The organism is Paraniabella hibiscisoli (genome assembly GCF_022512515.1).
GTDB classification, from domain to species: domain Bacteria; phylum Bacteroidota; class Bacteroidia; order Chitinophagales; family Chitinophagaceae; genus Niabella; species Niabella hibiscisoli.
Genome location: NZ_JAKWBK010000001.1, coordinates 158229 through 175930 on the forward strand (window position 1 = coordinate 158229; position 17702 = coordinate 175930).

General features: G+C 43.0%; 24 protein-coding genes. All 24 read right to left on the minus strand.

What is annotated here, in order from left to right:
* Window positions 1-27 precede the first annotated feature (27 nt).
* The 24 genes from MKP07_RS01000 to MKP07_RS01110 all read right to left on the minus strand — a co-directional run bounded on the left by MKP07_RS01000 (window position 28) and on the right by MKP07_RS01110 (window position 17569).
* Window positions 28-798, minus strand: coding sequence for a succinate dehydrogenase/fumarate reductase iron-sulfur subunit (locus tag MKP07_RS01000; protein ID WP_240844592.1), 771 nt, complete (start codon window positions 796-798; stop codon window positions 28-30).
* A 33-nt stretch (window positions 799-831) separates the two neighbouring features.
* Window positions 832-1284 (minus strand): glycosyltransferase family 90 protein, encoded by a 453-nt coding sequence (locus MKP07_RS01005; RefSeq protein ID WP_240844593.1) that lies wholly within the window; start codon window positions 1282-1284, stop codon window positions 832-834.
* Window positions 1285-1313: 29 nt separating this feature from the next.
* Window positions 1314-1700 carry a hypothetical protein gene (locus tag MKP07_RS01010; RefSeq protein WP_240844594.1) on the minus strand — a complete coding sequence of 129 codons (387 nt, stop codon included), beginning with the start codon at window positions 1698-1700 and terminating at the stop codon, window positions 1314-1316.
* 108 nt (window positions 1701-1808) lie between these two features.
* The gene (locus tag MKP07_RS01015; protein ID WP_240844595.1) at window positions 1809-3785 is read right to left on the minus strand and encodes a fumarate reductase/succinate dehydrogenase flavoprotein subunit; all 1977 of its coding nucleotides are present in this window, start codon (window positions 3783-3785) and stop codon (window positions 1809-1811) included.
* Between the two features lie 95 nt (window positions 3786-3880).
* On the minus strand, window positions 3881-4606 hold the full coding sequence (locus MKP07_RS01020; RefSeq protein WP_240844596.1) for a succinate dehydrogenase cytochrome b subunit: 726 nt from the start codon (window positions 4604-4606) through the stop codon (window positions 3881-3883).
* Window positions 4607-4779: 173 nt separating this feature from the next.
* Window positions 4780-5163 (minus strand): hypothetical protein, encoded by a 384-nt coding sequence (locus MKP07_RS01025; RefSeq protein WP_240844597.1) that lies wholly within the window; start codon window positions 5161-5163, stop codon window positions 4780-4782.
* A gap of 330 nt (window positions 5164-5493) precedes the next feature.
* Entirely contained in the window at window positions 5494-5790 is a 297-nt protein-coding gene (locus MKP07_RS01030) for a GntR family transcriptional regulator (protein WP_240844598.1), read from the minus strand.
* 32 nt (window positions 5791-5822) lie between these two features.
* Window positions 5823-6176, minus strand: coding sequence for an SGNH/GDSL hydrolase family protein (locus MKP07_RS01035; protein WP_240844599.1), 354 nt, complete (start codon window positions 6174-6176; stop codon window positions 5823-5825).
* Between the two features lie 106 nt (window positions 6177-6282).
* Window positions 6283-6477 carry an SGNH/GDSL hydrolase family protein gene (locus MKP07_RS01040; RefSeq protein WP_240844600.1) on the minus strand — a complete coding sequence of 65 codons (195 nt, stop codon included), beginning with the start codon at window positions 6475-6477 and terminating at the stop codon, window positions 6283-6285.
* Window positions 6465-7175, minus strand: a complete 711-nt coding sequence (locus MKP07_RS01045; RefSeq protein ID WP_240844601.1) for a hypothetical protein — start codon at window positions 7173-7175, stop codon at window positions 6465-6467. The genes MKP07_RS01040 and MKP07_RS01045 overlap by 13 nt, the downstream gene beginning before the upstream one ends.
* Before the next feature lie 218 nt (window positions 7176-7393).
* A complete protein-coding gene (locus MKP07_RS41920; RefSeq protein WP_394803521.1) occupies window positions 7394-7558 on the minus strand; it encodes a helix-turn-helix domain-containing protein in 165 nt (54 codons plus the stop codon).
* A gap of 14 nt (window positions 7559-7572) precedes the next feature.
* On the minus strand, window positions 7573-7734 hold the full coding sequence (locus MKP07_RS01050; RefSeq protein WP_240844602.1) for a hypothetical protein: 162 nt from the start codon (window positions 7732-7734) through the stop codon (window positions 7573-7575).
* A 26-nt stretch (window positions 7735-7760) separates the two neighbouring features.
* Window positions 7761-10460, minus strand: a complete 2700-nt coding sequence (locus MKP07_RS01055; protein WP_240844603.1) for a hybrid sensor histidine kinase/response regulator — start codon at window positions 10458-10460, stop codon at window positions 7761-7763.
* 71 nt (window positions 10461-10531) lie between these two features.
* Window positions 10532-11059: a ligand-binding sensor domain-containing protein gene (locus tag MKP07_RS01060; RefSeq protein ID WP_240844604.1), complete on the minus strand. Its 528-nt coding sequence runs from the start codon at window positions 11057-11059 to the stop codon at window positions 10532-10534.
* 200 nt (window positions 11060-11259) lie between these two features.
* The gene (thrC, locus tag MKP07_RS01065; RefSeq protein WP_240844605.1) at window positions 11260-12414 is read right to left on the minus strand and encodes a threonine synthase; all 1155 of its coding nucleotides are present in this window, start codon (window positions 12412-12414) and stop codon (window positions 11260-11262) included.
* Window positions 12415-12606: 192 nt separating this feature from the next.
* Window positions 12607-13026, minus strand: a complete 420-nt coding sequence (locus MKP07_RS01070; RefSeq protein WP_240844606.1) for a homoserine kinase — start codon at window positions 13024-13026, stop codon at window positions 12607-12609.
* Window positions 13027-13079: 53 nt separating this feature from the next.
* Complete coding sequence (locus MKP07_RS40860; RefSeq protein ID WP_240844607.1) at window positions 13080-13349, minus strand: GHMP family kinase ATP-binding protein; 270 nt, start codon at window positions 13347-13349, stop codon at window positions 13080-13082.
* Window positions 13337-13525: a hypothetical protein gene (locus MKP07_RS01080; protein ID WP_240844608.1), complete on the minus strand. Its 189-nt coding sequence runs from the start codon at window positions 13523-13525 to the stop codon at window positions 13337-13339. Before MKP07_RS01080 ends, MKP07_RS40860 begins: the two co-directional genes overlap by 13 nt.
* A gap of 47 nt (window positions 13526-13572) precedes the next feature.
* Window positions 13573-14622, minus strand: coding sequence for a homoserine dehydrogenase family protein (locus MKP07_RS01085; RefSeq protein ID WP_240844609.1), 1050 nt, complete (start codon window positions 14620-14622; stop codon window positions 13573-13575).
* A gap of 59 nt (window positions 14623-14681) precedes the next feature.
* Window positions 14682-15767 carry an aspartate kinase gene (locus MKP07_RS01090; protein ID WP_240844610.1) on the minus strand — a complete coding sequence of 362 codons (1086 nt, stop codon included), beginning with the start codon at window positions 15765-15767 and terminating at the stop codon, window positions 14682-14684.
* Window positions 15768-15799: 32 nt separating this feature from the next.
* Window positions 15800-16027 (minus strand): amino acid kinase family protein, encoded by a 228-nt coding sequence (locus tag MKP07_RS01095; protein WP_240844611.1) that lies wholly within the window; start codon window positions 16025-16027, stop codon window positions 15800-15802.
* Window positions 16028-16278: 251 nt separating this feature from the next.
* A complete protein-coding gene (locus MKP07_RS01100; RefSeq protein ID WP_240844612.1) occupies window positions 16279-16734 on the minus strand; it encodes an FGGY-family carbohydrate kinase in 456 nt (151 codons plus the stop codon).
* Window positions 16731-17411: a hypothetical protein gene (locus MKP07_RS01105; protein WP_240844613.1), complete on the minus strand. Its 681-nt coding sequence runs from the start codon at window positions 17409-17411 to the stop codon at window positions 16731-16733. The genes MKP07_RS01100 and MKP07_RS01105 overlap by 4 nt, the downstream gene beginning before the upstream one ends.
* On the minus strand, window positions 17393-17569 hold the full coding sequence (locus MKP07_RS01110; protein WP_240844614.1) for a hypothetical protein: 177 nt from the start codon (window positions 17567-17569) through the stop codon (window positions 17393-17395). Before MKP07_RS01110 ends, MKP07_RS01105 begins: the two co-directional genes overlap by 19 nt.
* Window positions 17570-17702 lie beyond the last annotated feature (133 nt).

Genomic DNA, 17702 nt, shown 5'->3' on the forward strand with positions numbered 1-17702 from the left:
TACTTTAATGATCTATGTTTAATAAACCTAGCCTTTCACGTCCGCCGCTAATCCCGCTGCAGTGAAATCCCTGTTTAAACGTGCAATATTGGTGATCTCGATCTCTTTAGGACAAACGGCTTCGCAGGCACCCGTATTGGTACAGCTACCGAAACCTTCTTTATCCATTTGAGCTACCATTGCCAATGAGCGTTTATTTCTCTCTGTTTGTCCTTGCGGTAATAATGCAAGGTGAGAGGTTTTTGCAGAAAGGAACAACAATGCCGAAGAGTTTTTACATGCTGCGACACAGGCGCCGCATCCAATACAGGCAGCTGCTGCAAATGCTTTATCCGCATTGTCCTTATTAATGGGAATAGCGTTACCATCAACAGTTACACCGGTATTTACGGAAACGTAGCCACCTGCTTGTATGATCCGGTCAAACGCAGTACGATCCACCACCAGGTCTTTTAAAACCGGGAATGCATTGGCGCGCCAGGGTTCTACCACAATGGTATCTCCGTCTTTAAAGGCACGCATGTGCAGCTGGCAGGTAGTGGTACCTTGCCATGGACCGTGCGGACGCCCGTTAATATACATGGAACACATTCCACAAATACCTTCACGACAATCGTGGTCAAAAGCGATGGGTTCTTTTCCTTCGTGTATCAATTGCTCGTTCAACACGTCAAACATTTCCAAAAAAGACATTTCGGAAGAAATATTCTTTACCTGGTAAGTTTCAAAACCACCTTTACTTTTCCCGTCTTTTTGTTTCCACACTTTTAAAGTGAGATTCATATTGTAATGTTCCATATATGTAACTATCTTAACGTTGTTCAAAAAATTCTATCCCAATATCCAGCCCGAGGTTTGCCCTGTGTAATAAAAATACTTATCCAGAATCAGCAGGTTCAATAAGCGTTCTTGCTTCTTGTTTCGAAATTGACGTACATACTCATTGGCATTTTTAACTATTTCCATTGCCTGTTGAGGATGATTAATGTAGTAGTTCAATTTCTCTTCCAGATCAGAATAATCATCTTTTATACAAATATAGTGCTGATCGGGAATTAGCCTGCCCTCCATAAACCATGTCTCATATTTAGCTCTGGGCATTACCGCAATACTTGACGATGACATAATCCATTTCAAGTTAGTTGCTACATCAAATCCTTCCAGACTAAGCACAAATTTATACTTAAGCTGATCTGCTATACGCATATGTGGTTTTGCCCAGGCATCATGGCCTCCTTTGCTACACACATGTCCCAGATCGCACAACGGGTGATCAAAATACATTTCGTAAAAGGCTGCCCGATGAGGCTGTTCTACTGCCCCCTGCCTATTAGTATATTTTTCTTATCCACGAAAGGAATGTCATCCTTTACAAACCTGTAATGCCGGGTTCTGTCCAGTTTCATTACTACAGCGTTCTCATTCGGCGCCTTAACCGGCCTGCTTTTGATGATCGAAGGTGAACCCGGTACATACGTTATATCTCCGAACACATAATTCAGTTTCAATTCCGGCTTGTAATAAATCAGGTACTCTAAACTATCATGATGATAAGTCGAAAATCTATCGGGCTTCTCCAGCCTTTTAAATGTTTCTATAGTAGGAGCATCCTTATTTATTGACATTATCGTTTCTAACTTGTTGTAATAATTCACACGATCTTTCAGATAGTCAATATCAAATTGCGACATATCTTTCAATACCTCATTAATATTTTTTTGCCTCCCAATAACAACCTGGTGTAATTGGAATACGCATTAAAATAATAAACCGGCTTAAAAGTTTTCTTTATTCGCATGAATAAACATCTACTTATAGTTTCTTTGGGATGGCTTGATCACCTCGTAATTGAGGGTTTCTTTCACCAGTTCCCAATCACTTTCCCCTTTATACAGCCAGGCAGCCACATGCATGAACGCTTCATCATTCCTCATTGCTTCTCCATCTTCTGTCTGACTCTCTTCTCGGAAGTGACCTCCGCAGCTTTCTTTACGCTCTAAGGCATCTATACACATCAACTCACCCAGCTCAATAAAGTCAGCCACACGATTGGCTTTGTCCAGCTCCGGGTTCATTTCGTGTATGCCTCCGGGTATGCGTACGTTGCTCCAGAATTCTTTTTTAAGCTGCTGTATCTCTGTTATGGCTTCTTTCAATCCCTGCTCATTACGCGCCATGCCACATTTCTCCCACATGATCTTTCCTAAACGCTTATGAAAACTTTCAACGGACTGAGTTCCTTTGATATTCATTAATTGAGTGATGCGTGCGTTTACCGCGGCTTCTGCCTCAACAAAAGCTTTATCCGTTGTAGGTATAGGTTTTACAGCGATTTCATCTGCCAGGTAGTTGCCAATAGTGTAGGGAAGAACGAAATAACCATCCGCGAGGCCCTGCATCAGTGCAGAAGCTCCTAAACGGTTAGCTCCGTGATCGCTAAAGTTAGCCTCACCCAGGCAATACAATCCTTTTACAGAAGTCATCAGTTCATAATCTACCCAGATTCCACCCATCGTATAGTGTACTGCAGGGTAAATACGCATGGGCACTTCGTAGGGGTTTTCACCGGTAATTTTTTCGTACATGTCGAAAAGGTTACCGTATTCTTCCTTAACCACTTCTTTACCCAAACGCACCAGGGTTTCCTGGTCAGGATTTTGAATACCCTGTTTGTTGGCTTCGGTTCTTCCGTATTTATTGATCAGGTTGTATTTGAAATCGAGGTAAACTGCCTGTTTGGTTGTTCCTACGCCGAAGCCGGCATCACATCTTTCTTTAGCTGCACGAGAAGCCACGTCACGAGGGACCAGGTTACCAAAAGCCGGATATCTTCTTTCCAGGAAATAATCTCTTTCTTCTTCCGGTATATCGTTGGCCTTGCGATTGTCATTTTCCTTTTTAGGCACCCAGATACGACCATCATTTCGCAGCGACTCTGACATCAGCGTTAGCTTACTTTGGTGATCGCCCGAAACAGGAATACAGGTTGGGTGAATTTGTGTAAAGCAAGGGTTGGCAAAATGCGCGCCCTTTTTATGAGCTTTCCAGGCAGCCGTAACATTGCTACCCATTGCGTTGGTAGATAAATAGAATACGTTTCCGTATCCGCCCGATGCCAATATTACCGCATGTCCGAAATATCTTTCTAACTGACCGGTAATAAGGTTACGTACAATTATACCACGCGCTTTGCCATCAACCATCACAATATCGAGCATCTCATGACGGGTATATTGCTGTACATTACCTAAAGCTACCTGTCTTTCCAAAGCCTGGTAGGCGCCTATTAATAACTGCTGACCGGTTTGACCTGCAGCATAAAAAGTTCTTTTTACCTGTGTACCACCAAAAGAACGGTTGTTTAATAAACCGCCGTACTCACGGGCAAAGGGAACTCCCTGCGCTACGCACTGATCGATGATATTTACACTTACTTCGGCCAGGCGATGGACATTGGCCTCGCGTGCACGATAGTCGCCACCCTTTATAGTATCGTAAAACAAACGGTAAACAGAGTCCCCGTCATTCTGATAATTTTTTGCTGCATTGATACCACCCTGCGCAGCAATGGAGTGCGCCCTTCGTGGAGAGTCCTGAAAACAGAATGCCTTAACCCTGTAGCCTAACTCACCTAAAGAAGCAGCTGCCGATGCGCCAGCTAAGCCGGTTCCTACCACAATAATCTCTAACTTTCTTTTGTTAGCAGGGTTAACCAGTTTGCAATGGCCTTTATAATCGTTCCATTTGTCTTCCAACTTACCCGCAGGTATTCTTGAATCAACCATATTATAAAACGTTTCTCGTTTAACTTTTTTATTGTTCCTATACAGTGTTCCTGATCGTAAACCCCAGCTGATTATCAGCCAGGAGCATCTCACTACTAACTAATCCAACCAGCCAGGAAGCTGATAGGCATCATAATAAATGCGCCACAAACTATGATAGCAAAGCTCCAGCCCACAACGGTTAGTATGCTTATGTATTTATGATTGGTTACCCCAAATGTGCGAAACGCACTTTGAATACCGTGCACCAGATGCCAGAATAATGCGATCACCCCAAGGATATATACCACTGAAATCCATGGATAGTTTGTAAACTTATATACCATTTCACCGTACAGATCGTGATATTCTTTCGCCCCTGGAGTACCCGCCGATACGATCTGGTGGGTGGACATGTCGATATACATCTGTCCTAAACCACCAAAGCGGGAAGGAATCCAGAAATCGATTAAATGTATTACCAGGAAAATAAGAATGATCGAGCCTAAGATGCCCATAGCACGGCTATACCATTTACTGCCTTTGTTACCCATTGGAATGGCATAACCCACTTTACGTTTGCTGCGATTTTGTATTTCCAACACCAGGCCCTGGATGATATGTAAAAGGAAAAACACAAATAAACCGATCTCCAGCACTCTGGGTACCACATTCGCGCCCATAAAATGCGCTGCAACGTTAAACATTACGCCTCCATCGTTAGCCCATATACAAGCATTTAGACCGGCGTGCACCAGCAAAAAAGCTACCAGGAAAAGACCTGACAGCGCCATCGTTACTTTCTTTCCTACACTCGACGTAAATAGTTGAGACCAGTTCATATAAGCTAAATCTAATTAGTGAATGGCGCAAAAGTAACATAGAATTACCAATTTGATGACAAAAAAATGACGGAAACGATTGCGCTGGAGTATTTTGATGATAATCGGCATTGCTCCCGATCAGGATCAAATGAAAGCTGTATTACGGGCGCTCTCAATGTTAAAGCCACATACTATAATAATCTTTTAGTGATCTGCTCATCTATTTTTTTAAACAGATGATAAGGTTTATAGGTTCGCCAGTTGTCAAGCTCCATTAGTTCTATAAACTGGTTAAGCTTGGCAAGTTTAAAATCATACTGGGTTTGCTGTGGCATATTTAAACACACAATCCAGCCATCCTCGTCAGAAAGCTCCTCGTGTAGTTCTTCGTAATATTCTTTGTCGCTGCTGTGAAAATTGAGCACGTTTTCTGCAATCAATATCAGTTTATGTATCCCCTCGTGCATAAAAACCTCTAATACATCACGTTTCAGGGTCATAATATCATTTTCTACCGCGTCGTTCCACTCTCCTATCAGTTCAATAATAACATAGCCTTCATCGTAGTCAGCCATTAATACTTTTAAATAAAGCGTGCGGCTGCCAAAAAACTCCCATTGGGGATGGATATAGTAATTGTAGATCGTGTCCGTGTACTCAAACTGGGAGTGCTCTGTACCGAAAAAAGGAGAACGTTCATCCTCCCCACTTACGTAAATATGTTGCCAGTTGTAAAAGGTTCCAGCTCATGCATGATTTGCGATTTTTTTCTGCTGATACAAATTATATACAAAGGGTTTGTATAGTTTGTTTAAATCAGTTGCCCGAAAGGTAAAATGATTTACCTAAATCGCAAAGCTCCGCTTATGATCTGTATGTTTTTAGCCAGCTATTAACAATAACTGTTAATTGAGGCCGATTCTTTCGGATACGAAATAGCCATCGCCCTTTCTCTTTTCAACAATACCTTCACGTCTCAGGTCTCGGTAAGCCCGCTCTACTGTAGCGAGAGAAACAATATTAGATTTACCGATTTCACGGGCTGATGGAAGGCGTATACCTTTTTCGATCTGCCCGCTGACAATGGCTTGTTTAATTACCTGCTTTACCTGCAGGTATAAAAATAGTTTAGATGAGGTGTCGACGTCAATGTCTAATTGAACATCAAAGGTCATTCTTCCGTTTTTAAAAATTGTATTCATATGCATCGCTTTAATTAAATACTGATTTTAATTTAGTTTCCATCGGGTTTGGTAGCATCCCGACCGGGGCTTTCGGGCCAGTAGAAGCTCGTGTAGGCATCTGGTTTGGAAGGATCAAATACCGGCTCAGCAGGTTTAATTTCCTTGGCCAGGTCTAGTTTTGCGTCCCTGACACCTTTCAGGATCAATTTAGCAACCTCGTAAGCGCCAAATGGCCTGAAATGGGTGTTATCCGCTATTGCTTCGGCCCTGCCGGGAAAGGTTCCCGCCGGAAAATGGGCAAAAGCCAATAAAGAAGGCTGTTCGCCCATCGACTCAAACAGTGTTTTACTCATTGCGTTCAGATCAATCAAGGGCACATTTTGCTCCTGCGCCGTTTGTCTCACCGCAGCGGGATAATCACCCAGGGTTTCAACAATCTTACCCTGTTCAAAGCGCGGCGCTGTACAGAAGTTACCAAAACCGGGTGGCCGCCTTTCTTTTTAACCTCATTTATAAAGTGTTCAAGGTCTTTTTATAAGTGGTAAAAGCCCCTACTCCTGCTCCTTTCTGCTTCTGGTCGTTATGGCCAAACTCCACCAGCGCATAATCGCCTGGCTTCATCAGGCTCAGCATTTTGGCGAACCGGCGTGCAGCAATAAAACCGCTCAGGGTTTCTCCCGACTCTGCCAGGTTCACAATAGCCACTTTACCGGGTTTAAAAAATAAGGGAACATTTGCCCCCAGGCAGAAAACGGCTCGCTGCCGCCATCCACTACTGTAGAATTACCTGCGAGGAAAACAGATACAGCTTCTTTGTTGGGTGTAATCTCAATAGCATTGATCTTGGGTTGAGTGCTGTTAAATTCCAGCGTGAGCTTATTATCCCAATGCAAATAGCCATATTCGCGGGATTTAAGCCGCACTTTGCTCTTGCTTCCGGCAATCAGGCTGTCGCGGATATTTACAGTGAATTCCACCAGCTGGTGCTTTCCTTTTTCAGTTTGCAGGCGGTTCACAAACATGCGCCTGTTTTCTGCGCGTAGTGCCAGGTCGGAAGCGCCCTGGTCATCACCTACCCATACTTTTACGTTGTAATTCCCCTCGGGCAGTTTTACAGAAAAATAGAAAGGGTGATCACTGGTCAGAAATCCGTCTGTAAGCGCTGTTTTACCAACCGAACTGTTGGTTACTACTTTTGTTCCCAGGTCGATCCCATATCCCAGCTCCTGGCTGAATATAGTTTCGGGTAATACTTTTAAATAACCCTTTTCAGCTTTGCCCTTTCCAAAATCAAATTTTAAGGTTTGAGCCTCGGCAGTAAGCAGGCGGGCACATACTAACACTAATATTACAATCGTCCGTTTCATATTCTCTGGCTTCCGGCCAACCATCTGTCTAAGCATTTGCAGTTTTGATGGATTGAACCGTTGGATTTACAAGCAATTTTTATTTCTTATTTCCAAACCGAAACTACCCAATGAAAGAGTTTGGGGGTATTTATATCGTACCAAAAAACCGGCATTTTGATGCAATATCAAAGTGAAAACAATTGATAATCAATATAAATAGAAAAATACTCTCAAGCACGAGAACATGCCGGAAGATAAAAAGATGGGAAAAGCTAATTAGGACCAGCAGGTATAATCCTAGTCTGCTTTAGGATTTTGGCTATACTTTTTGGGGTTGTGCCATACTGTTTCTGAAACATACGGGTAAAGCTGGTGGCATCAGCATACCCTACCATGTAGGCTATTTCGGTCACAGAATGCTGGCCCTGCAACAGCATTTCTGCGGCTTTACTTAGCCGGATGCGGTTACGAATTCATGCACTGACTGGTTTGTAACAGCCTTGATTTTACGGTAAAGTTGGGTACGGCTCATATACAGCTGGCCTGCCAACCATTCTACATTCACTTCGGCATCAGACATGTGCTCTTCCACCAAACGGGTAGCCTTCGCCAAAAATGACTTATCAGCCGCGCTTAATCCTACCGGGTTAGCATAAGATTCGGGGATTGGGCAAATAGCTGTCTTAGTTGGGCACGGCTGGCTATCAGATTGCGTACCCGTACCTGTAGCAACGGCATGCTAAATGGCTTCACGATATAAGCGTCTGCCCCTGTTTCGTAACCTTCTGCCTCATACTGGTCAGACTGCCGGGCTGTTAGCAATACAACGGGAATATGGCTGGTTTTTTCGTCGGCTTTCAATTGTTGGCACATTTCTAAACCATTCATGCCGGGCATCATAATATCGCTGATTACCAGGTCAGGAATGTTGGTAATGGCTTTTTCTACCCCTTCAAGGCCATTGGAAGCCTCAAGAACCGTGTACTCATCTGCCAGGTTTTGACGAATATAGCCGCGGATATCGTCATTATCTTCAACTACTAATATAATTGAACGTTCCGTTGGTGAAACCGTTTCCACAACTGCAGCCTCGCTCACGGCGCTCCATTCGCCAGGAACCGAAGGCATCGTAACAACCGGTGTATTTTCGTTTGTTTCGAGGTTGGTTAATTGTACTTTGAATAGCGTTCCGGCTCCGGCGGTACTACTTACACGGATGGTTCCTTTATGTAAAGCCACCAATTCCCTGGTAAGGGATAATCCAACACCTGTGCCGGCATGCTGCTGTGCGCTTTCCACCTGGAAAAAAGGATCGAATATTTTATCCAGCTTATCTGCCGGTATACCTAACCCCGTGTCAGCCACAATGATCTCCACGAATTCAGGGTCAAGACTATCTGCCATTACTTTTACAGAGATACTTCCACCTGCCGGAGTGAATTTAAAGGCATTGGATACCAGGTTGTACAAGATCTTGCCGGTTACATCCGAATCAAACCCAAATTGAATGACTGCAGGCTCTGCCTTTACATCAAACTGTATCTGCTGCTCCTGGGCTTTAAAGCTAAAAGCCGCTGCAGTATTTCTAACAAAAGCTACCAGGTCTTGCCGTTGGGGTTGAAGCTGCATTTTTCCCGATTCTATTTTACGAAAATCGAGGAACTGATTGATCAGCGCCAGTAAACGCTGTGCATTACGATACATTACGTTGTAATGTGCCATTTCCTTCTCTGATGCATCCTGCCGGGTTAGCAAAGACCTGAGCGGATCGACGATTAACGTAAGCGGTGTACGAAACTCATGTGATACATTGGTGAAAAAGCTGGACTTGAGCTGATCCAACTCCTGTGCTTTCTCTGCTTTTAAGCGTTCGGTTAAGATCTGGCGGTGATACTGCTGCCGCACCTGTACAATCCTTAAAATAATATAGATACCAGACAGGCATAGCAAGCTGTAAATACTATAAGCCCACCAGGTTTTCCACCAGGGTGGCAATACGATAATCTCCAGCGTAGCAGGCACCCTATTCCAAACACCATCGCTGTTGGATGCCATTACTTTGAGCAGGTAGGTACCTGCAGGTAGATTAGAATAACCTGCCACCCGGCGGGAAGCATCTACATATACCCAGTCCTTATCCTGCCCTTCCAGCATGTAAGCATACTGGTTCCTCGCAGGGTTGGAAAAGTGCAGGGCCGAAAACTCCACGGAAAAACTCTTGTCTTCGTGGGTAAGGGTGATCGTTTTAGCCAGGTGTAAAGGTGTGGAAAGAATCACACGACCATTTACGGTATCGCCCACCTGGATGGTTTTATTGAGCACCTGTAAATTGGTAAAAGTGGTAACCGGTAAAAAAGGGTTGTCTATAATTTCATCCGGATCGAAATGCACAAAACCCTGCGTAGTGCCATAATACATCTGCCCTGAAGCATTATCGAAAAAACCGGAACCATCCATAAACTCATATTCCTGTCCAGGTTTCTTAACGGCATAATTCTGTATATGGCCGGTTTTGATATTAAACTTGGATAACCCGTTCTTATGGGCAAACCACACAAACCCCGGGTCCTGTGCCATTACCTGGGTAATATAATGGTCTACCAAGCCATCTTTTATGGTGTAGGTTCTCGATGCCCGTGTTTTGGGGTTGATTCGTGTTAACCCGTTTGCGGCGCCTACCCAAATCGCACCTTCAGAGTCTTCCGTTACTGCATAAACCCTTTCGTCAGGCGAACGGGAATCCGATGCCATGGTAGTGTACAGAACCGTATCCACCCAGGCGTGAGTAGCAGGATCTCTTTTTACCTGGATGACACCGGAGTATTCGGTACCAATCCAGAGATTATTTTTTGAGTCGAAAAACAGGCACCCAGCCCCCGAACGTCCATACGAAGCAAGTGGTTGCTCCTTCATCGACTGTGCCTGGTAATTGTATTTAATAATCCCATGATAATAGGAGAACCACAGATCGTGCGTCAAAGGGTCTTCAGCAATGGCGTAGAAACGACTTTTGTTTTGGTCTACCGATGACTTAAAATACGGAGTTATTTTTTTAGTTCGGGGATCATATTTGTCTAATCCGCTCCTTTTGCCAATCCATATAAACCCGTTATAATCTTTAAGCAGGGCCTTGATGTTTTCGTTAACCAGCTGTGGAGACACATAATGATAGGTTGCAGTCAGCTTATTCATGTAAATCAGTCCATTGTAATCAGACCCCAGCCAAACACCCTCTTTATCCACCCACATAGAGCGAATAGCCGTACCTATATTGGGCCGGCCAGGTTCATAGATAACTTCACTTTGGAACTTATTAGCGTTCAGGTCGGCTTTATTCACACCACCCGAACGTGTTCCAACCCAAAGTATCCCTTCATTGTCGCGGTATACAGAGTTTACGTTATTATCGTTCAGGTTACCGTGACCATCAACAGGTGTTTCGAAAAAATGCTTTCCTTGCTCTCCGATAGATGAAAGGGGCCGATGACGTTCTGTATAAAGTCTTTCGAATGAGTAAATATATCCAGGCTTCGAAGCCGGTTCACCGAGTCTCTGAAAGATAACGGCAGTGACGAAAGTTTGAAGCGGGTAAAATCATCGGTAGCATAATTATACCGGCACAATACCTGGTTAAAAACAGATACCCACAAAGTGCCTTCTTTATCTTTATATAAATAATGGATGCGACTGCTGGAGAGAGACGTAGTGTCTCCTGGTATGGTACGGTAAATCTTTAGTGAGTAACCATCATAACGGCATAGCCCGTTCCAGGTACCAAACCACATAAAGCCATACTTATCTTTAACAATACCAAGAACGGTACTTTGAGGTAAGCCATTTTTTGCAGTTATATATTCAAAAGTTACAGGTTGACTTATTCCCGTGCTGATGCAAAACACCAGTAGCAGTCCTATTAATATACCCCTGTAAACAGCCATGAACGATGAATATACGAACATCCTATTATCGAACCAGCTTTAAAACATGCGTCAATGATTAATCTCCCAGCAAAAACGATTTTAACGCGTCAAAAGATGCATTAATTTCTTTTGATTCTTTTTTTGCGTCATCATTTCTTCTAATACTGCCGGTACTGCTACTTTTTCGCCGGTAGCGGATTCTACGGCATCGGGGAATTTTACGGGATGCGCTGTTTCCAGTATAAAGCCTTTTTCATGGGGTGCTGCTGCAGGTATTTATCCAAAGCCAGGTAGGCTACGGCTCCGTGCGGGTCTAAAGTATAACCCGATTCTTTATATACTTTGGTGATGGTTTCAACGGTATCCTCATCGCTAATGGTATCAGCAGATAAATTATTTTTCAGATCGGGGAATTGTTGATGAAACAGTTCGATGATCCTTACAAAATTGCTGGGATTACCCACATCCATTGCATTGGATAAAGTGGCAGTAGCTTCTTTAGGCTTCAGCTCCTGGGTTTGCAAATAATGCGATACAATATCGTTTACATTGCAGGCCGCTATAAAATGCCCGAGTGGCAGGCCGGTTACTTTCGCCAGCAGACCTGCGCAGATATTTCCAAAATTACCACTCGGTACACATACTACAGGTTTTTGCTCCTTTTGTTTCCATTGCTTGTATGCCAGGAAATAATACACCTGTTGTGGCAGCCAACGCGCCACATTAATAGAATTAGCGGAAGTCAGAAATTTCTTTTTATTAATATCAGCATCTGCAAATGCCTGTTTCGCCATTTTCTGGCAATCGTCAAATGTGCCGTCCACCTCAAGTGCTGTAATATTTTTCCCCAGGGTGGTTAGCTGCTTCTCCTGCACCGGACTTACCCGTCCTTTCGGATACAGGATCACAACATTAACATTCTTTACACCATAAAAACCATTGGCCACCGCACCACCAGTGTCTCCTGAGGTAGCAACTAATACCGTAACCTCCCTTTCTTCATTTTTTAAAAAATGGCCCAGGCAGCGGCTCATAAACCGGGCACCAATATCTTTAAATGCGAGTGTAGGACCATGAAACAATTCAAGTGAAGATATATTGTTGGTTACAGGTTGTAAGGGTATCGGAAAACTAACAGTTTCTTTTACTATACTATATAATTCTTCGTTATTTAACGAACCCGCCACATAAGGCTTCATTATTTCAAAAGCGATGTCGACATCTGACATTGACTCAATGCGGTCTATTAACTGCGGATCTACCACAGGCAGATATTCAGGATAATATAATCCCTTGTCAGGTGCCTGTCCTAATATGGTGGCTTCTTTAAAAGTTACTTTTGAAGACTGTTGATTAAGGCTATAATATTTCATTTAGTTGACTGTTATTGGATGACAGTTGACTGTTTGTTGTTTAATTGTTTAAAGCGCCCCTACTCACTATTCACTATTCACTATTCACTATTCACTATTCACTATTCACTATTCACTATTCACTATTCACTATTCACTATTCACTATTCACTATTCACTATTCACTATTCACCATTCACCATTCATTACTCATCACTCATTCACCTTCTCTACTCCATTCTTCGCAATAGTAGTAACGTACACATAGTTTTCAATACCGATATCATCATATACTTTCTTCATAATATCTCCTACCAATTGAGCGGTAGCTTCATCTTCACTCAACATAAAGATGGAAGGTCCCGAACCAGAGATACCACCACCCAATGCGCCGGCCTCTTTACATTTAGCTTTTACTTCATCGAAGGCCGGAATAAGGATACTACGTACCGGTTCAATAATCACGTCTTCCAGAGAACGCCCTATCAATCCACGGTCATTGGTCATAAAGCCCGCTACCAAACCAGCAATATTTCCCCACTGCTTGATGGCATCTTTCAAAAAAACCTGTTTACGTAATATCTGGCGGGCATCGGCCGTACGTACTTCTATCTGAGGATGCACTACTGTCACAAATAAATCAGGGCTTGCTATGGGAACAATATCTAACGGGTGTATGGAACGGATCAAAGTAATTCCCCCAATATGCAAGGTGTAATATTGTCGGCATGCTTTACCCCGGTCGCCAGCTTTTCTCCAATCATGGCCAATTGTACCAGGTCATCGGTAGAAAAAATTTCTCCCAGTAACAAATTAGCCCCCACCGCTGCGCCTGCCGCACTTGCGGCGCTCGAACCCAAACCGCTGCCCGGTTTAATATGCTTTTCAATCGTAACCTTGATGCCTTTATTGAAGCCCGCTTTTTCCAACGCCGCCAGTAGCACTACCCCGGCCACGTTCTTTCCGGATCGGTGGGCAGGTTAAACGCATCGCGGTTTTCTATTACAACACCCGGTTGATCTATTATTTCAAACTCCATGATATCATAGGGTGCTTTTAAAGCAAGGCCCAATATATCAAAACCACATACCAGGTTGGCAACGGTTCCGGGAGATTTTATTTTTACTTTCATAATGTTCAGTTGACTCTTTGATAGCTGCTAACTTCTACTATTCTATCTTATATGCTCGCCGCTCTTACAATATCTGCGAATACGCCGCTGGCAGTTACATCGGCACCTGCACCCGCTCCCTTTACAACCAATGGCTGCACGGGGTAACGCGATGTGTAGAACAATACTACATTATCTTTTCCATACAAATGATACAGGTCATTCTCAGGAGTAATATGCTGTAACCCTACGGAAGCTTTGCCTTCGTTAAAAGTAGCTACAAATTTCAATTTACAGTTCTGTGCGTTGGCTTCATCCAGTAATTGTTTAAAATGAGCTTCATGGCGATGCATACAGGCATAAAAAGCTTCCACATCTCCCTCCATACATTCAACGGGTAAAAACCCATTATTACCGATATCTTCCATTTGCATTTCGTGGCCGGCTTCCCTGGCAAGAATAAGTATCTTTCTCATTACATCCGTACCGCTTAGGTCCAGCCTTGGGTCTGGTTCAGTATATCCCTCTTCCTGCGCCTGTCTTACCACATCAGAGAAAGGCATGCTGCCATCGTAATTATTGAATACAAAATTCAATGTACCGCTCAATACAGCTTCCAGCTTTTTCACCTCATCGCCACTGTATACCAGGTCGTTCAAGGTACCTATAACAGGTAACCCTGCCCCCACATTGGTTTCAAACAAAAACTTACAGTTAAACTCCCTGGCCAGATCCTTTAATCTTTTATAGTTGGCATAGTCAGAAGATGCTGCAATTTTGTTACAAGCTACTACTGAAATACTTTTTTGCAATAAACGATCGTAGATATTGGCGACATCAGGATTGGCAGTGATATCTACAAAAACAGAATTGCGTAGGTTCTTTTCAATAACATGATCTACAAATAGAGGCAAGGAGGCTTTTTCACCCTGCTCCAGCTCCTGTTGCCAGTTGTCGAGCGCAATACCTTTTTCATTCAATACCATGGTTCGGCTATTGCTGATACCGATAACATTGATCTTGATCTTCAGGTGTTCCTGTAAAGAATTTAGTTGTTTTTCTATCTGTTGCAGCAATTTTGATCCAACATTGCCCACACCTGCAATGAATAAGTGCACCTGCTTAAAAGTGGTTTCGAAAAAGTCTTCATGAAGTACGTTAATGGCCTTGCGTACATCTATAGTAGAAATAACTGCGCTGATGTTTTTTCAGAAGAACCCTGAGCAATAGCACGCACGTTTACACCGTTACGGCCCAATGCACTAAACATTTTACCGCTCACACCAGGGTGGCTTCTCATCTGCTCCCCTACCAGTGCAACAATAGAAAGATCGGCTTCTACTTTCAGAGGCTCTACCTTCTGCAAGGCCAGTTCATTGGCAAACGCTTCGTCTATCGCTTGTTTTGCGCCTTCTGCTTTCCCTGCATCAATGGCCACACAAATAGAATGCTCTGAGGAGCTTTGCGTGATTAAAATAACATTGATCTGCTCGTTACTTAAAGCTTCAAATAATCTTTTCGAAAAACCCGGGATACCTACCATGCCACTCCCCTCGAGACTTAGCAACGCCAGGTTATTGATACTGGAAATACCCCGAATAATGCTGCCATCAGAATGAGCGGCAGAACGTTCATTATTCAGCACTAAAGTACCTGCATCCTCCGGTGCAAAAGTATTTTTGATCCATACCGGGATATTGCGTGTCATCACGGGTTGTAAAGTAGGAGGATAAATTACTTTGGCGCCAAAATGTGACAATTCCATCGCTTCCCCATAAGAGATCGTTTCGATTACTTTGGCATTTGCGGCCAGGCGCGGATCAGCAGTCATCATACCGCTTACATCCGTCCATATTTCCAATACATTTGCATTCAAAGCTGCCGCAATAATAGCGGCCGTATAATCAGATCCACCACGACCGATAGTTGTGGTAATACCATCCTGATTGCTGGCGATAAAACCAGGAACGATGCAAAGCGATGATTGAAGGCTATTGAAATAGTTGGCAATAGTAACCTGTGTTACCTCAAAATCAACCTGGGCCTGTGTGTAATTACTATTCGTTGTAATTAACTGGCGTGCATCCTTCCATTGTACTTCTACCTGGTCAAACCGGAGCTTTTCTGCGATAATTTGCGAAGAGAGCCACTCGCCGTAACTGGCTAAACGGTCTTTTGTACGGGGCGTTATCTCACTTAAAAGAAATATGCCGTTACAGATATCTTCGATTTCGTTGATCGATGTTTTTACAAGACTTAGCAACTGACTTTGATGTGCTACCGGAATCAGGCTTTTTATCGCATCAAAATGTCTTTTTCAATAGCTGCAATCGCCTGTTTATAATCTTCATTGCCTTTGGCCGCATTATTAGCTGCCTGCAACAACATGTCCGTTACACCACCGAGCGCCGATACCACAACAATGGTTTTATCTTTACTAACAGCACTTTTAACAATAGAAGCTACTTTGTTTATATTCTCAGCATTGGCTACCGAAGTACCGCCAAATTTTAAAACCTGCATGGTTTATAACAATTAAAATATTAAGGATGATTTATCAGGAACGGCCTTATTGGCCCAGGTGGTGATATGACGAAGTACAACCCTTAACGGGTTGTGGTAATAGTTGTAGTGGTAGCAGTTGCTACGATGTAAACCTGACTGATATGTGTATAGATGTTATACATGAACCTGCACAAGATAAGACAGGAATAAAAGACGAACAAATATTTTTTAAGGAATACTACATTCCCCTTAATATTTCCTGGTGCTGATCACATTATCGGGAAGGCGAGGTGGTTCCAGTCCTTATGCAAAGCCATAGCGGCTCCCATAGCTGTAGCCTGTGACACTGAAGCGGCAAAAACTTCTGTTTGCGGATAAGCTTCGGCTAATAACTGCATATAAGTTTCGTTTTTAGCAAAGCCCCCGTCAACAAATATCTTCTTCACCTTATCATTAAATACCAGGTCGGTGGAGCGTTTCTGCGCAAGAATTACCTGCCTGATGAAATTAATATAGGCGGCCTCGTAACTTACATAATTGGAAACATCAAAATCGTTAAGATCCTGTAAAGCGGGCTCTTCTTTTAATAAGCTTTTATCATAGGCGATCTTTTCAAAATAGTTAGGCACTTCAACAAAATACTCCGACAATTTCTTAATGATCTGTTCATGCGCATAACCGGCGAATAAGCGGGAAGACTTTACAGTACCACCCTGATAAGTCATATAGCAAAGACAGTCTTTTTCCAGCTCCTCCTTGGTAAGCGGCTCTTCGTTAAAAGCATTCTACTAATGCACCAGGTTCCGGTAGAGATCAGCAAGAAAGGTTCATTTACATTTTGGATATACGGGATAAAAGCTGCTGAACTATCATGCAAGCCAATACCACATTTAAGAGTCTTGCCGTTATAAACAATGTCGAGAGCTTGCTCTGATGAGAATACCGGTGGCAACTTTTTATCAATACCTTCTTTTAGCACCCACTCATGATAGCCATTATTGCTATAATCCCACAAAGCAGTGTGGCAGCCAATGCTGGTGATATCAGAATATTTCTGACCGCTAACCAGGTAGCTCAGGTATTGCGGAAAATGAAGGGAAGACGCTGTTTTATCAAACAGTTTTGCTTTATCATATTTCAATGAGTATAGCTGTAACCCTGAATTAAGATTTCCTAAAGCAGGAGAAGCCGTTGCAATAGCAATGTCTTCTTTTGTTCCGTAAGCAGCATAAAACTGCTCTTCTGTTTTTGTTGGATAAGGCTTCAGATAATTATACAGCGGTGTTACAGGAGTATCTCTTTCATCAAGGTGCACAAAGCTGGCACCGTAGGCAGAAAAATTGATCGCTTTGATATCATAGGTATTGCTTTCAATATACTTGTTTAGGTATCCAGCACCCATCTTCTCAAAGCCCTTATGTCTTCGCAGGCAAATCCATCCTCATCTTCTATCTCTGCAAAATTTACAGTAACTTCTTCAACAATTTTATAGTCCTCGTTAAAAAGGAAAAACTTTTTATTTGTCTTACCTATATCAAATATGGCGATTACTGGAACCAAAACAGTATACAATTTGAGATTGGATATCTCGTTTGAGTCAAACCAATCAATTAAAAAACTTAATCTATATAAAAACACATTTCCCCTTATTCAGGGGAAATGTGCATCTTAAAATTTACAATCCGGTGGCTAT